We start from the raw sequence: 14,682 nt of genomic DNA, 5'->3' as shown, positions 1-14,682 counted from the left end.
TTCCGCAGGGTTCCGCCGCGTCAGTGCGGCGTGCTTGGATGAAGACGTGAGAACCGAACGGATGACACGGCCCCGGCTCCGGCTGGTCGGCGGTGTCTGCGCGGGGTTCGCCGAGCACACCGGCGTTCCCCTGGGCACGGTGCGTCTGGTCACCGTGCTGCTCAGCCTCTGCGGCGGCTTCGGCGCGTTGCTCTATGCCTGGCTGTGGGTGACGGTTCCGAGCGTCGATAGCCGGGCGGCGGCAGACCCGCTGCCGAAGTCGAGCCTGGCGCGATCGAGAGTCGCGCCGTCCGCGGCGGCCCGCGAGGCACGTGGGCCAACCTCCCTCACCCGCACCGTCGATGGTCTCGGTGCTGCACGGGTCGATGCGGGCAACACCAGCCGCCCATCGAGCGCGGCTAGACCGTTCCCGCGAGCGGATGCCACTTCCACCCGGGCCACGCCCGTCACCGAAATCTTGCTCGGTCTGGCCCTGCTCGCTGCCGGTGGCGCCCTCGTGGCGAGCCGCCTCGGCGCCGACATTCCGCTCGCCGTCGTGGTGCCCGCTATCGTCGTGCTCGCCGGCACGGCACTCGCCTGGCGTCAGTTCGCTGACATTCGCAGTGGTGCGTCGCAGCAATCCTCGGCGTTGCTCGTGCGCATTCTCGGAGCACTCGTGCTCGTTGCCGTCGGTATCCTGCTGTTTTTTATCACCGGTACCAACCCGAATGCGTGGACGGTCATCTTGGCGGCGGCATCCGTTCTGCTCGGTGTCGCCGTGGTCACCGCGCCGTGGTTGCTGCGCCTGTGGAGCGACCTCGCCGACGAGCGGGCCGCGCGGGCCCGTGAAGCGGAACGGGCCGACATCGCCGCGCACCTGCACGATTCGGTACTGCAGACCCTCGCGCTCATTCAACAGAAGGCCGGGCCGCACAGCGATGCCGCCCGGCTGGCCCGCGCGCAGGAACGAGAACTGCGCGAGTGGCTGTTCACCGGGACCCGTGGTGGCGGAGAACCGGCGACCGACCTGGCCACCGCGCTGCGTCGCATCGCCAGCGAGATCGAAGAAGACTTCGCGGTGCGCTTCGAGGTCGTGACGGTCGGCTCGGGGGTGGGCGTGCGATCGGCACCTGGCGCCGAGTCGACCCCGAGCAGTGTCGATGCCCAAGAATCCCTGGTCGCCGCTGCCCGAGAGGCCATGCTCAACGCTGCCCGGCATGCCGGGGGAGCGGTGTCGGTCTATCTTGAGACCGGCACGCGCGGCATCGAATTGAGCGTGACCGACCGCGGCCCGGGCTTTCGGCTCGACCAGATTTCCGAAGACCGGCTCGGCGTGCGCGAATCCATCCTGGGACGGATGCGCCGGGCCGGCGGGACCGCCGCTGTGCGTCCCGGTCCGAATGGGGGCGGCACCGAGATTCTGCTGACCCTCCCGGCTCCGCCGCAAACCAAACCGGCCACCGATGAGCGCCACACCGAGACGAGCGTGCAATGACCATTCCCGAACCGAGCGAACAGGGCGGGCGTGCCCGGCAAGACGGCGGCACGCCGAACGCACCAGCTGCGGCATCCGCCGGCTTGCGCGTACTCATCGTCGACGACCACTCCATCTTTCGCTCCGGGCTGCGCGCCGAACTCGACGCCGGCATCTCGGTGCTCGGCGAGGCTGCGACGGTCGACGCGGCGATCGCGAAGGTCATTGCACTGCAGCCGCGCGTTGTGCTGCTCGACGTGCACCTACCCGGTGGGCGCGGCGGGGGCGGCGCCGAGGTTATCCGTGAGGCGGCGCAGCGTGCACCGCACACACTGTTTCTGGCGCTCAGCGTCTCTGACGCCGCCGACGACGTGGTGAGCGTCATTCGCGCTGGCGCCCGAGGCTATATCACCAAGAGCGCCTCCGGGGCCGAAGTATCCGACGCTGCCCGCCGCGTCGCCGGCGGCGACGCCGTGTTCTCGCCGCGCCTGGCCGGGTTCGTGCTCGACGCCTTCGGCGCTGTCGCCGGCGAGACGGCCGAGACCACCGAGGAACTCGACCGGCTCTCTGTCCGCGAAACCGAGGTGATGCGCCTCATCGCACGCGGCTACAGCTATAAGGAGGTCGCGAGTACCCTGTTCATCGCAGCCAAGACCGTCGAAACCCACGTATCTGCCGTGCTGCGCAAACTGCAGCTCTCGAGTCGGCACGAGCTGACGGCCTGGGCGCTCGCGCGCAAACTGCTGTAGCGCCCGGGCTTCAGGCCAGGCTCACGCGTCGCGTCGAATCCAACGAAACGTCACCCGGCTCAGCACAAGCCCCAGCACCAGCCAGACGCCGAGGGCGCCGGCCACCCAGAGCAGATCCCATGTGCCGCTCTGCTCGGCCGCCGCGAAGCTTTCCGGAAGAAAGACCGAACGCATGCCCTGCGCCATCCATTTGAGCGGAAAGATGCTCGCCAGGTTCTGCATCCACTCGGGCAGCGTCGTGAACTGCAGGTAGACGCCCGAGATGAACTGCAGCACGAGCACCACGGGAGCTACCACGGCCGTGGCGCTGCGCCCCGACCGAGGCACCGCCGACAGCGCTATACCGAGAAACGCGCTCGTGATCACGCCGAACACAAACACCCAGGCGAAAGTCGCCCATTTCCCGGGCTCAGTCGGCAGCGCGATATCGAGCACAAGTCGCGCCACGAGAAGCAGTAGGCCGGCCTGAAGAATCGCGGTGACGAACACCTGTCCGATCTTGCCGAGGAAATAGCTCAGCGGGGAGAGCGGGGTGCCGCCCAGACGTTTGAGGGTGCCGTCGCTTTTCTCGCCGGCGATATCGACGGCGAGGTTCTGCACACCGGAGAGAAGCATGCCGGCGGCGAGCATGCCGGGCAGGTAGTAGGTACCCACGCTGACGCCGCCGGTGCCGTCGGGATTCGCACCGATATTTCCGGAGGAGCTGAACGCGGCGGTGAAAATGCCGAGCATGATGAAGGGAAAAAAGAACGTAAACAGCAGGGTGTCGGGGGAGCGAAAGTACAGGCGTGTTTCATAGCCGATGCGGGACAGGCCGAGCGCGAGCGTGCGCGGAGCCTTGTTCTGCGGGCGGGTGCCCAAAGTCGTGGTGCTCATGCCCGCACGTCCCTGTCGGTGTGCCGGCTTGGATCGGGCCGAGCGTCATTGGCGGATGCGGCAGCTTCGTTCCCGGCGACCATCGCTTCGTGACCGCGCACGAGGGACAGGTACACGTCTTCCAAGCTTGGTCGGATCACCTCGAGACCTTCGGGTTCGGCGCCCTTGCCGATTGCGACCAGGTCCGCCACGACCTCCGCAGGGCGGCTCGTGCGCTCCTCGCGCACCGATCCGTTGCCGTCACGCCAGCGCACGACCGGAACGCGGGCATCCGCTTCGCCGATTTCGTCGAGCGGGCCGATGTCGATGAGCCGGCCACCGACGATGATTCCGGCACGGTCGCTGAGCTGCGCGGCCTCGTCGAGGTAGTGGGTAGTCAGCAGAATGGTGGTGCCTTCCGCCTTGAGCCCGCGAATCAGGTTCCAAAACTGATGCCGAGCCTCGGGGTCGAAGCCTGTGGTCGGTTCGTCGAGGAACAGCAACTCGGGGCGTCCGATAATGCCGAGGGCGACATCCACTCGGCGACGCTGCCCGCCGGAAAGCTTGCTGACGCGGGTTTTCGCCTTCTCGCGCAGGCCCGCCGCATCGATGACCTCGTCGACGTCGCGGGGATGGGGATAGAACCCGGCGAAGTGGCGCAGTTGCTCGGTCACGGTCGCATTACCGCTCTCGTTGCTGGTCTGCAACACAATGCCGAGGCGGGCCTTCCAGTCCAGGCCTCCGCGGTGCGGATCAATGCCGAGCACGCTCACCTCACCGCCGGAACGGTCACGGTAGCCCTCGAGGATCTCGATCGTCGTGCTCTTGCCGGCGCCATTCGGGCCGAGCAGGGCGAAGGTCTCACCGGCCGCGATCGAGAAACTCACGCCGCGCACCGCCTCGACGCCGCCATACGATTTCTGCAGGTCGCGCACGTGCACAGCCGGGGGAGTGGATGTCATGAGACCAGAGTCCCACTCCCGCGCTCCCCGCACCACCGCTGTTGGTCGTCTTTTCCCCTCCGCCAGTCGACGGATGCGGTATTAGGTGAACAGGCGTTGCAGGCGTTGCACGCCCTCGAGCAGGGCGTCATCGCCGAGGGCGTATGACATGCGCAGGAATCCACTCGGCCCGAAAGCTTCGCCGGGAACTGCGGCCACCTCGGCCCGATCGAGAATGAGGTCGGCCAGTTCGAGCGACGTCGTCGGGGTCACGCCGCCCCACTGGCGGCCGAGCAGGCCGGTCACATCGGGGTAGACGTAGAAGGCACCCTGCGGGGTGGGTGTCACGACGCCGGGGATCCTGTTCAGCTCGGCGACGATCAGCTTGCGGCGGCGGTCGAAGGCCACCCGCATGGCCTCGGCGGCGTCTTGCGGTCCGTTCAGCGCGGCGATTCCCGCGCGCTGAGAGATGTTCGACACGTTCGAAGAGAGGTGGGACTGCAGGTTTGCTGCCGCCCTCATGGCGTCGGCGGGGCCGACCATCCAGCCCAGCCGCCAGCCGGTCATGGCATACGTTTTGGCGACGCCGTTGACCAGGATCGTGCGGTCGGCGAGCGCCGGAACGGCTTCGACGATGGAGACGGCGCGCACGCCGTCATACGTGAGGTTCTGGTAGATCTCATCGGAGATGACCCAGAGGCCGTTGTCTTCGGCCCACTGGCCGATGGCACGGGTCTGCTCCGGCGAGTAGACGGCGCCGGTGGGGTTGGAGGGTGAGACGAACAGCAGCACCTTGGTTCGCGGGGTGCGTGCGGCTTCGAGCTGCTCGACGGTCACGAGGTAGCCCTGGTCACTGCCGGCGAAGACGTCGACCTGCACGCCGCCGGCGAGGCGGATCGCTTCGGGGTAGGTGGTCCAATACGGGGTCGGCACGATGACCTCGTCGCCGGGATCGAGCAGGGTCGCGAAGGCCTGGTAGACGGCCTGCTTGCCACCGTTGGTGACGACGACCTGGCTCGGCGAGACCGCGAGGCTGCTGTCACGCAGCGTCTTGGCCGCGATGGCCTCGCGCAACTCTGGCAGACCGGCCGCAGGGGTGTATCGGTAGTTCTTCGGGTCGCGAACGGCGGTCAACGCCGCCTCCACGATGTGCTCAGGCGTCTGAAAATCGGGTTCCCCCGCCGCGAAGCTGATCACCGGCCTTCCTGCCGCCTGCAGCGCCTTGGCCTTGCCGTCGACCTTGAGGGTCGCTGACTCGGCAATAGAACCGATCCGAGTTGAAATTCGCTTGAGTTCGTGATCCACGTGTTGAGTTTAGCTACCCGACCCGCGCGCAAGCTAGCGGAGCCCCCGGCCGAGCCAGCGCTCGTGTCAGCTCCGATGACGCAGATCTGCCGCGCACCGGCTGAGCGACACGACGCCCGTAAAAATTGGGTCCCCCGCAGGAATAGAGTGATGAAATGATCACCCGCCTGGTTCAGATCTCTCGACCGGTGCTGTGGGTCAACACCGTCGGAACGACCGTCATCGGCATGTGGTTGATCGGGGATTTGTGGCGCTGGGACATCGTTCCGCTGCTGCTCTGGGCGACCCTGCCGTTCAACCTGCTGATCTACGGCGTGAACGATATCTTCGACCAGGAAACGGATGCGCAGAACACCCGCAAGGGCGGCCTCGAGGGGGCTCTCATCCTCAGCTCGGAAACTCGCAGCATCGTACTCGCGGTCGTGCTGGCCAACGTGCCGTTCGTGGCGTATTTTCTCGTCACATTGCCGCCGGCGGCGCTCGCCTGGATTGTCGCGTACACGGTGATCTTCATCTTCTACTCGGCACCCCCGCTGCGTTTCAAAGCCCGGCGCTACCTCGATTCGCTCAGCAACGCCGCCTACGCCTTCCCGCTGATCTTCGTACCCCTGGCCTTCGGCAAGTCGCCGGTCTGGGCGGCGGCTATCGGGCTGATGGCGTGGAGCGTGGCCAAGCACACCTACGACGCGGTGCAGGACATCGACGAGGACCGCGCTGCCGGAATTCACACCACTGCCGTCCACCTCGGTGCGCGCGGCGCCACGGTGTGGAGCGGCGTGTGGTGGGCTCTGTCCACCGTGGGATTCGCGCTGATCAGTTGGCCGGTCGCCGCGGTGAATGCACTCATCGCCGGCTGGCTGGTGGTATCGCTGGGGCGCAGCCCCACACCGGCGACGGCCCGCCGCCTGTATCGATACTCGATCGTGTTTCCCTACGTTGCCGGTTCCGTCGCCGGGACCCAAATCGTGGCAGCCATCTTGCTGGGAGCCTATCCATGACCCGATCACGCACGAACACGTCCCCGCAGCGCATAGTCGTGCTCGGCGCCGGCATCGGTGGGCTCACGGCCGCCGCCCTATTGGCCCGCGCCGGCCATTCGGTGACCGTACTGGAGGGAACCGACTGGATCGGTGGCAAGAGCAGGCGCCTCGAGATTGACGGGCAGCGCGTGGACACCGGACCGGCGCTGGTGACTTTCCCCCCGGTCTGGGAGGAACTGCTCGCTCGCTACGACGCACTCGGTGCCCGCTGGTCTGCTCCCTCGGAAGCTGCCGCGGTGGCCGGGGTCACGCTGCACAGACTGCCCGAAGTGGGCCGGTACTTCTACCGGGGAGAAGCAGTCACCCTGCCGGTGCCGGCCGGGCATCCCTGGTACGCGGCCTGGATCCGTTTCGAACGCGAGCACGGCGGCCTCGGGCCCCAGCTCACGAGCATGCTCACCGCCAACCCGTTGGATCCGGCGTCTCTGCCGGCCGTACGCAACGTGTTCCGCCTGTATGGCACCCGGCTGACCACCCGCAGCTTTCTTGACGGCCTGAGCTGGATGCCCGACGGCCTGCGAGAGGTCATCGCCATCCACACCCTCAATGCGGGCGTCTCTCCCCGGCAGACTCTCGCCCTGTACGCGAGTATGCCGGCCATTATGGCCAGGGACGGCGTCTGGGTTCCCGAGGGCGGAGTGAACGAGCTCCCACTCGCATTGCACCGGCTGGCCCTGCACGCCGGTGCCAATGTGCATACCGGCGAGCCCGTCACATCCGTGTCGAAAGGTCTCGTGACCACGGCGTCGGCGACGTACCCGTCCGACGTGATCGTGAGCGGGCTCGACAGCGTGGTGCTCGACGGTCTGCTCGGCGCGCGACCTGCCCGGGCGCGGGCACGCTCGTGCTCGGGGGTGGCCATCTATGCGGCGCTCGAGACGCCGCTGCCGGTGGGCACGGCCACGCACTCCGTCGTGCTACCCGACGACCCGGCCGCCCTGCACCGCAGCCTCGATGCCGGAGTCGTGCCGGAGCAGACGATGGCTTTCCTGAACTATTATCGGCCGCACGAGGTCTATCCCAATGACCGGGCCACCGTAGCGGTACTCCTCACCGCGCCCGCCGATGGCCGCCACTACGACCTCGACAGCCCGTGGGTGGCACGTGAGGTTGTTCGGGTCAGCACCGCCGTGGGCCTGGACCGGCCGATCAGTGAGCTGTTTCGCGACCATGTCGTGCTCGACCCGCACTACTTCGGCGGCTGGGGTTCCACCGGCGGAGCACTGTACGGCGCCACCCACCCGCTCTGGCAGAGCGGGCCGTTCCACCGCCCCGGCTACACGAGCCGTGCACGCCCATGGCTATGGCGGGTGGGCGCGTCGGTGCACCCCGGCGGCGGTATCCCGGCCGTGCTCGGCGGCGCCATGACCGCGATGCACAAGCTGATCGGCCGCCTCGATGGTGCTTGATCTGCGTTTCTGGCCGAGCGTTTACATGGGAAAATTCCTGATCCCAGCTGCTGGCCGCGTGTTGACATGAGAAACTTGGAGCAGACGGGACGGGTGACACTAGATCAGTCGATGAGGACGCACTCCTCCGGGAGGTACGCGCTGGAGGGTTCGTATGCCAAGCTGACAGGGAAGCGATAGCTCGCTCCTCGGGCTAGTGGTACTGCCCAGCTAGTTCGCCTCAGCTTTACAGTGGCCGGTCCGTGACCTAGACTGGTTTACGGTCGTTGAATTCCACCATGCTTCTCTGCGCCTTTTTCCAGATGTTCTCATTTGGTTGAAGTCCAGGCGGCGGTGCGGGTTTGCTTCCATAGGGTGGTGGCTCAATTGGTAGAGCAGCGGTCTCCAAAACCGCAGGTTGCAGGTTCGAGTCCTGTCCGCCCTGCACATCGGTAAGTTTCTGCCGATCATGAGAGGTGTAACAGGTGGCCCGAAAAGTTGTCGACGAACCTAGTGAGGAAGTCGTCGCGAACGCACGAATTGCCCGCGAGTCCAATCGCGGTCCTTTCGCTCGGCTGTCCCTGTTTATCAAGCAGGTTTTCGCCGAACTGCGCAAGGTCGTCACCCCCACTCGCAAAGAGCTGCTGAGTTACACCGGTGTCGTGCTCGTGTTCGTGATCATCATGATGGCCATCGTGTCGGCATTCGACTGGGTTTTCGGCTTCGCTGTCCTTTATGTCTTCGGAACGCCGGGGTAAGTCGCACCAAGGGCATCCGCTCTGGCGGAACGCCTGCATGACCGGCATGTGAATCGTGCCCAGACAACTTGCACACGTAGAAAAAATTAGGGATTGAGATTTAGTGACTGAGACGAAGCACGACGATGTCGACTGGGCCACTGCCGCCGAGCAGTCCTCCGAGGAAGACGAGGCACAGGAAGGCAACACCCTTGCCGCCGACGAAGACTCTGTAGAGGCTGCCGAGCAGGCGGCCCTGCACGTCGTCGACGAGAGCGACGACGTAGAGGTCAACCTCGACGCTGCGCTCGATGCACTCGCCGATTCCTCGGATCCCGAAGCTGACGCCATCGTCGACGACGCCCTCGACATTGACTCTGCTGAAGAAGCCAACGCCTCCGTCGAAGCCGTCGAAGACGAAGACGAACTCGTCACGGCCGACGCTGTCGCCGAGATCGTTTCCGAAACGGATGCCGACGTCGAGATCGACCCGTACGAAGCCTTCCGCAAGGAACTTCGTTTCCTGCCGGGCAAGTGGTACGTCATTCACTCCTACGCTGGCTTCGAGCGTCGTGTGAAGTCGAACATTGAAAACCGTAAGCAGTCCATGGCGATGGAAGACTTCATCTACCAGTGCGAAGTTCCCATGGAAGATGTCGTCGAGATCAAGAACGGCCAGCGCAAGATGGTCACCCGCGTGCGCATTCCGGGCTACGTGCTCGTGCGCATGGACCTCGACGAAGACAGCTGGTCGGTTGTTCGCCACACCCCCGGTGTGACCGGCTTCGTCGGCAATGCCCACAACCCCACGCCGCTGCGCTTTGAAGAGGCCTTCGGCATGCTCAAGGGACTCGTGGAGATTGTCGAAGCCCCGACCAAGGCTGGCGGCGCCCCCGGAAAGTCGGCGCAGCGCGTCATCGCCGCCGAGGTCGACTACGAAATCGGCGAGACCATCACGATCAAGGAAGGTTCGTTCGCGGGCCTGCCCGGTTCGATCAGCGAGATCAAGCCGGAGAGCGGCAAGCTCATCGTGCTCGTCTCCCTGTTCGAGCGTGAGACCCCGGTCGAGCTCAGCTTCGACCAGGTCACCAAGCTCTAACCAGGCGCTCTTCTCGCCAGCACGGCTTGAATCGACACGGCATAAACCAGCACGGCAATAACCAGCACAATAGATGCCCCGCCAGGGTCATCCATGCTGGTTCTCCCAAACCACCGGGGCCCAGCCGGGCCACCGGGAGAGCGGCCCCCGGGCTGCTCGCACATCAATACGAAGGACAATACAATGGCACCGAAGAAGAAGGTTACAGGTCTGATCAAACTTCAGATCAAGGCCGGCGCAGCCAACCCCGCACCGCCCATCGGGCCGGCACTGGGCCAGCACGGCGTTAACATCATGGAGTTCTGCAAGGCATACAACGCGGCGACCGAAGCCCAGCGCGGCAACGTCATCCCCGTTGAGATCACCGTCTACGACGACCGCTCGTTCACGTTCATCCTGAAGACCCCGCCCGCAGCGGAGCTCATCAAGAAGGCCGCCGGCGTCGCCAAGGGCAGCGGGACCCCGCACACCGTCAAGGTTGCCAACCTCACGCAGGCCCAGGTCCGCGAGATCGCTGAAGCCAAGATGGTTGACCTCAACGCCAACGACATCGACGCCGCCGCGAAGATCATCGCCGGAACCGCCCGCTCCATGGGCATCACGGTCAGCGCCTAAGCACACCCCCGCATCAGCGCCCCACGGCGCCTCTGCACCCTTAGCAATTAGTGGAAGAGCCTGCCAGGCTCGCACCACACTCTGAAGTACATACAGGAGATTTCACATGGCAACCAAGTCAAAGGCGTACCGCGCCTCCGCCGCGAAAATCGGCGAAGACAACGTCTTCACCCCGTCCGAGGCTGTAGCCCTCGCCAAGGAGACCGGCTCCGCGAAGTTCAACTCCACGGTTGAGGTCGCCCTCCGCCTCGGAGTCGACCCCCGCAAGGCCGACCAGATGGTTCGTGGAACCGTCATCCTCCCGCACGGCACCGGCCGCACCGCACGCGTCATCGTCTTCGCAACCGGCCCCGCCGCCGAAGCCGCCATCGCAGCCGGCGCCGACGAGGTCGGTGGCGACGAGCTCATCGAGAAGGTAGCCGCTGGCTACACCTCGTTCGACTCGGCCGTCTCGACCCCCGAGCTCATGGGTAAGGTCGGTCGTCTCGGAAAGGTGCTCGGCCCGCGCGGCCTCATGCCCAACCCGAAGACCGGAACCGTGACGCCCGACGTCGCCAAGGCCGTGTCCGACATCAAGGGCGGAAAGATCGAATTCCGCGTCGACAAGCACTCCAACGTGCACTTCGTCGTCGGCAAGGCTTCCTTCTCGGTCGAGCAGCTGGGCGAGAACATCTCCGCAGCGCTCGAAGAGATTGTTCGTCTGAAGCCGAGCTCTTCCAAGGGCCGTTACATCACGAAGGGCGTCGTCTCGACCACCTTCGGTCCCGGCATCCAGCTCGATGTCAATAGCATCTAAGGCTGAAAGCATCTAAGCATCCGCTTAAAGTAAAGCAGGGCCCGTCTTCGGATGGGCCCTGCTTGCTTTTAACGGATGCTGCTAGCCGATGTAGCTCATGACGTGCTTGATGCGGGTATAGTCCTCGAGGCCGTACATGGAGAGGTCCTTGCCATAGCCGGAGTGCTTGAAGCCACCGTGCGGCATCTCCGCCACGAGGGGGATGTGCGTGTTGATCCAGACACAGCCGAAGTCGAGGTTCTTGGCCATGCGCATCGCGACACCATGGTTCGAGGTCCAGACCGACGAGGCGAGGCCGTATTGCACGTCATTGGCCCAGGCCAGAGCCTGGGCCTCATCACTGAATTTCTGTGCGGTGATGACCGGGCCGAAGATCTCGTTCTGCACGGCCTCGTCGCTTTGCAGCAGGTCGGCGACGATCGTGGCTTCGTGAAAGTAGCCCGTGCTGCCCTGGCGGTGGCCGCCGAGTGCGAGGGACGCGTGGTCGGGCAGACGTGAGATGACACCCTGGACCCTGGCCAGCTGGTCGGCGCTCGAGAGCGCGCCGAACAGGATGCCGTCATCGAGCGGGGCGCCCGTGCGGGCGTTGACCTTGGCGTAGGCGGCGAGTGCAGCCACGAACTCGTCGTGGATGCCCTCCTGAACGAGCAGGCGGGTAGCCGCGGTGCAATCCTGGCCGCCGTTGTAGAACGCGGCGGCTGCGATGCCCTCGACGGCGTGCTGGATGTCAGCGTCGTTGAACACGATGACGGGCGCTTTGCCACCGAGCTCAAGGTGTACTCGCTTGAGATCGAGGGCGGCAGCGCCGGCGACCTCCATGCCGGCGCGCACCGAACCCGTGATCGAGACGAGCTGCGGGGTGCGGTTGGTGACCAGGGCGCGACCGGTGTCGCGGTTTCCGGTCACGACGTTGAACGCGCCAGCCGGCAGGAAGTCGGAGGCGATCTCGGCCAGCATCAGGGTGGAGACCGGGGTCGAGTCGCTCGGTTTGAGCACGACGGTGTTGCCGGCGGCCAGGGCCGGAGCGATCTTCCAGATCGCCATCATCATCGGGTAGTTCCAGGGGGTGACCTGGCCGACGACGCCGATCGGCTCGCGCCGTACGAACGAGGTGTGGTCTTTCATATACTCGCCGGCGGCTTTGCCTTCCAGTAGGCGGGCGGCTCCGGCGAAGAAGCGCACCTGGTCGATCATGACCTCCACCTCGTCGCCCACGATGCCGGCGCGCGGCTTGCCGGTGTTCTCACACTCGGCGTCGGCGAGTTCTTCGGCCCGCGACTCGAGGGCGTCGGCGAATCCCAGCAGGGCGAGCTGGCGCTCGCTCGGGGTGGTCTGGCCCCAGGTCGTGAACGCGGTGGCTGCGGCATCGTAAGCCCCGGCCACATCGGCTTCGGTCGAGATGGGGGTGCGCGCAAACACCTCTTCGGTGGCCGGATTGGTGATGTCCAGCTGCTCACTGGCCGTTGAAGAGGTGTACTCCCCGTTGACGAAGTTGCGCAGTTCGCGGATAGACATAGGTTCCTTTCGAAAAGTCGGGTAGGGACTCACTGTGGGAACGCGGATTGCGCTGCGCACCCACGGGGCATCTACCGCGACGATACCGTAAATCATTTGGAATCTAATCGTTCGTTTTGTGGCGAGTCCACGGGGCTGGCGATATACCCCGGCTGCTGCTGCCGAGCAGCTGGTCGCCGCCCCGCGGACCCAGCCACAGCTGGCGTCGATGAGGGCCGGAAGGGCCAACCCTGCGACGTGAGCGTCGATCTACAACGCCGGGCTGCCCGGCCACTCATTGTCCGCGGCGTACAACAGCATGCGGGTATATGCATGCTTGGGGGAGCCGAAGAGGTCGGCGACCGACGCATATTCAACGACCGCACCGGTGCGCAACACGGCAACCCGATGGCAGATCAGCGCCGCGACGCGCGCTGAGCGGGTCACAATGATCATCGTCAAGTTGCGTTCGACCTGCAACCGGCGCAGCAGATCAAGAATGTCGGAGCTGTCCGACGCATTCAGGGTGCCGGTCGGATCATCAGCCACGAGCAGGTTCGGGTTGCCGGCGAGGGCACCGGCAATTTGCACGCGCTGCGCCAGCGTCGCTGACACGTCGCGCGGATATGAGGTGAACGTGTGCTCGGGGCGCTCGACGCCGGCTTGGTGCAGCAGGCCAATGGAGCGCTCGTAGGCGGCCGGTTTTGACAGGCCGAAGGAGGAGCGCAAGGATGCGGCCAGCTGCGCTCCGACGGTCGCGGCGGGGTCGAGGCGGCCGAGTGGATCACGCGGCAGATAGACGATTTTGGTGCCAGGCAACCGGTCGCGGGATCGTGGGGGCAGTCCGACCAATTCGACACCGTTGAACAGGATCGACCCGGAACGAATGGTGGCCGGTCTCGGGAGTACGCCGGCAATGGACTGGGCGACCTCGAGGGCGCCGGAGAAGGCATCACCGACCAGCCCGACGACCTCGCCGCAGGTGATGGAGAGCGAGATGCCGTTGACCAGTTGCGGTGCGTCCGCGTGCACCGCTGCACTGACCCGAAGTCCGCGCACGTCGAGCAGCGCCGCCGAGCGAAACCAGTGCGACGGCATGGGCACGGCCGTCTCGGCAGAGGAGGGATCCTCAACCGGCTCGTGCACCGCAGCCATCAATGCTGCCACCGTGGGGATGCCCGCACGCACGACGTGCTGGAGGCGACGTAGGACAGCGCGCGCTTCACACATGGTCGGCTCGCATTTCAGTCGGTCGAAAAGAGCGGCGCTACAGGGACGAGCCCAACCGTTGGTCTCTGGTGCGTGTTACAGCAAAAGTGCAATTCAATCAAAACAATTTCGCGTCACCACAACATTACCGAAAACTATTGACCACAACGTACCGGTTTGTTTTTGCCGAATCGGTCGAAGGATCAGGTCGATACGCCCAGCACTAGATCTTGATCAGGTTCCTGATCACATTTTGGGCGCTTGCATGCATCGACTCATTGTGTGACCGGGCGTACAGCCGCAGTCGGTTGAAGGCCTCATCCATATCTATGTTGCTGCGTTCCGCGATAACGCCCTTGGCCTGTTCAATGAACACCCGGCTGTTGAGCGCTCGTTGTAGTTGATCGTTGACCGTCGCGTTTTCGCGGGCCGTTCGTTCGTGTAGGAGGCTGATGGTCGCCACGTCGGCAAGTGCCTGGCCAATTGCTGCGTCTTCCTCGGTCAACGTGCCGGTTTTAACGCGGAATAGGTTCAGCGCCCCGATGGTGCTCGGGCGAAAACGCATCGGAATGGCATGGACCGACTGAAAGCCGTGGGACAGCGCCGCCGCCTGAAAGTCAGGGTATCGATGCCCTTCAGCGGCAATGTCACCGAGAGCCACCACTGTTCCGGATCGGTATGCGTCCACGCAGGGGCCCGCGCCGGCCCGACTTTGCAGCATCTCGACGAGTTGGCTTTGCTCGCTCGTGGAAGCGAGAACCTGCAAGTTGCCGTCCTGGTCAGCCAGAAGCAGGCCGGCCGCCGTGGCATCCAACAACGCGACGCACTGGTCGACAAGAGTGTGCAAGAGATCCAGCACGTCATACTCGCCGACCAGCGCGTCAGCGAGTTTGACGAATGCATCACTCACCATCGATGCGCGGGTAGAAGCAGCCATGCTTGTATGTTCTACCCGAAGTCGCGGTAGGTAAATGCTTCAGAAGGTAAGTATGTGGGGACGC

Annotated in this window: 14 protein-coding genes and 1 tRNA gene; 9 read left to right on the top strand and 6 right to left on the bottom strand. The window is 65.0% G+C overall.

Going from position 1 to position 14,682, the window contains the following annotated elements; translation table 11 throughout:
- Nucleotides 1-61 precede the first annotated feature (61 nt).
- Together E3T50_RS08155 and E3T50_RS08150 are read left to right on the top strand one after the other, a co-directional pair.
- Nucleotides 62-1,474, top strand: a complete 1,413-nt coding sequence (locus E3T50_RS08155; protein WP_134551364.1) for an ATP-binding protein — start codon at nt 62-64, stop codon at nt 1,472-1,474.
- Nucleotides 1,471-2,202 (top strand): LuxR C-terminal-related transcriptional regulator, encoded by a 732-nt coding sequence (locus E3T50_RS08150; protein ID WP_134551363.1) that lies wholly within the window; start codon nt 1,471-1,473, stop codon nt 2,200-2,202. The genes E3T50_RS08155 and E3T50_RS08150 overlap by 4 nt, the downstream gene beginning before the upstream one ends.
- Before the next feature lie 21 nt (nt 2,203-2,223).
- Here E3T50_RS08150 and E3T50_RS08145 read toward each other — a convergent pair whose 3' ends face one another.
- From E3T50_RS08145 to E3T50_RS08135, 3 genes are all read right to left on the bottom strand, one after another.
- On the bottom strand, nt 2,224-3,078 hold the full coding sequence (locus tag E3T50_RS08145; RefSeq protein WP_134551362.1) for an ABC transporter permease: 855 nt from the start codon (nt 3,076-3,078) through the stop codon (nt 2,224-2,226).
- Complete coding sequence (locus E3T50_RS08140) at nt 3,075-4,019, bottom strand: ABC transporter ATP-binding protein (RefSeq protein ID WP_134551361.1); 945 nt, start codon at nt 4,017-4,019, stop codon at nt 3,075-3,077. The genes E3T50_RS08145 and E3T50_RS08140 overlap by 4 nt, the downstream gene beginning before the upstream one ends.
- A gap of 81 nt (nt 4,020-4,100) precedes the next feature.
- A complete protein-coding gene (locus E3T50_RS08135) occupies nt 4,101-5,303 on the bottom strand; it encodes a pyridoxal phosphate-dependent aminotransferase (RefSeq protein WP_134461955.1) in 1,203 nt (400 codons plus the stop codon).
- Nucleotides 5,304-5,458: 155 nt separating this feature from the next.
- On the opposite strand from E3T50_RS08135, the gene E3T50_RS08130 reads away from it, so the two are divergent.
- From E3T50_RS08130 to rplA, 7 genes are all read left to right on the top strand, one after another.
- Nucleotides 5,459-6,301, top strand: coding sequence for a UbiA family prenyltransferase (locus E3T50_RS08130; RefSeq protein ID WP_134551360.1), 843 nt, complete (start codon nt 5,459-5,461; stop codon nt 6,299-6,301).
- Complete coding sequence (locus tag E3T50_RS08125) at nt 6,298-7,752, top strand: phytoene desaturase family protein (RefSeq protein WP_134551359.1); 1,455 nt, start codon at nt 6,298-6,300, stop codon at nt 7,750-7,752. The genes E3T50_RS08130 and E3T50_RS08125 overlap by 4 nt, the downstream gene beginning before the upstream one ends.
- A gap of 351 nt (nt 7,753-8,103) precedes the next feature.
- Nucleotides 8,104-8,176: transfer RNA gene (locus E3T50_RS08120), tRNA-Trp, on the top strand.
- A gap of 40 nt (nt 8,177-8,216) precedes the next feature.
- The gene (gene secE / locus E3T50_RS08115) at nt 8,217-8,489 is read left to right on the top strand and encodes a preprotein translocase subunit SecE (protein WP_134461947.1); all 273 of its coding nucleotides are present in this window, start codon (nt 8,217-8,219) and stop codon (nt 8,487-8,489) included.
- A 103-nt stretch (nt 8,490-8,592) separates the two neighbouring features.
- The gene (gene nusG / locus E3T50_RS08110) at nt 8,593-9,567 is read left to right on the top strand and encodes a transcription termination/antitermination protein NusG (protein WP_134551358.1); all 975 of its coding nucleotides are present in this window, start codon (nt 8,593-8,595) and stop codon (nt 9,565-9,567) included.
- Between the two features lie 183 nt (nt 9,568-9,750).
- Nucleotides 9,751-10,182, top strand: coding sequence for a 50S ribosomal protein L11 (rplK, locus tag E3T50_RS08105; RefSeq protein WP_092106326.1), 432 nt, complete (start codon nt 9,751-9,753; stop codon nt 10,180-10,182).
- A gap of 106 nt (nt 10,183-10,288) precedes the next feature.
- Nucleotides 10,289-10,978 (top strand): 50S ribosomal protein L1, encoded by a 690-nt coding sequence (rplA, locus tag E3T50_RS08100; protein ID WP_134461941.1) that lies wholly within the window; start codon nt 10,289-10,291, stop codon nt 10,976-10,978.
- A gap of 81 nt (nt 10,979-11,059) precedes the next feature.
- On the opposite strand, the gene E3T50_RS08095 is transcribed toward rplA, so the two are convergent.
- From E3T50_RS08095 to E3T50_RS08085, 3 genes are all read right to left on the bottom strand, one after another.
- A complete protein-coding gene (locus E3T50_RS08095) occupies nt 11,060-12,493 on the bottom strand; it encodes an aminobutyraldehyde dehydrogenase (RefSeq protein WP_134551357.1) in 1,434 nt (477 codons plus the stop codon).
- Between the two features lie 249 nt (nt 12,494-12,742).
- Nucleotides 12,743-13,702, bottom strand: a complete 960-nt coding sequence (locus tag E3T50_RS08090) for an ATP-binding cassette domain-containing protein (RefSeq protein ID WP_134551356.1) — start codon at nt 13,700-13,702, stop codon at nt 12,743-12,745.
- A gap of 202 nt (nt 13,703-13,904) precedes the next feature.
- Nucleotides 13,905-14,618 (bottom strand): GAF and ANTAR domain-containing protein, encoded by a 714-nt coding sequence (locus tag E3T50_RS08085; RefSeq protein WP_134461933.1) that lies wholly within the window; start codon nt 14,616-14,618, stop codon nt 13,905-13,907.
- Nucleotides 14,619-14,682 lie beyond the last annotated feature (64 nt).

The sequence above is a fragment of the Cryobacterium gelidum genome, from assembly GCF_004403985.1.
In the GTDB taxonomy this organism is placed as follows: domain Bacteria; phylum Actinomycetota; class Actinomycetes; order Actinomycetales; family Microbacteriaceae; genus Cryobacterium; species Cryobacterium gelidum.
The sequence above is the reverse complement of the archived record's forward strand: the minus strand, read 5'-3'. Positions and strand labels throughout refer to the sequence as shown.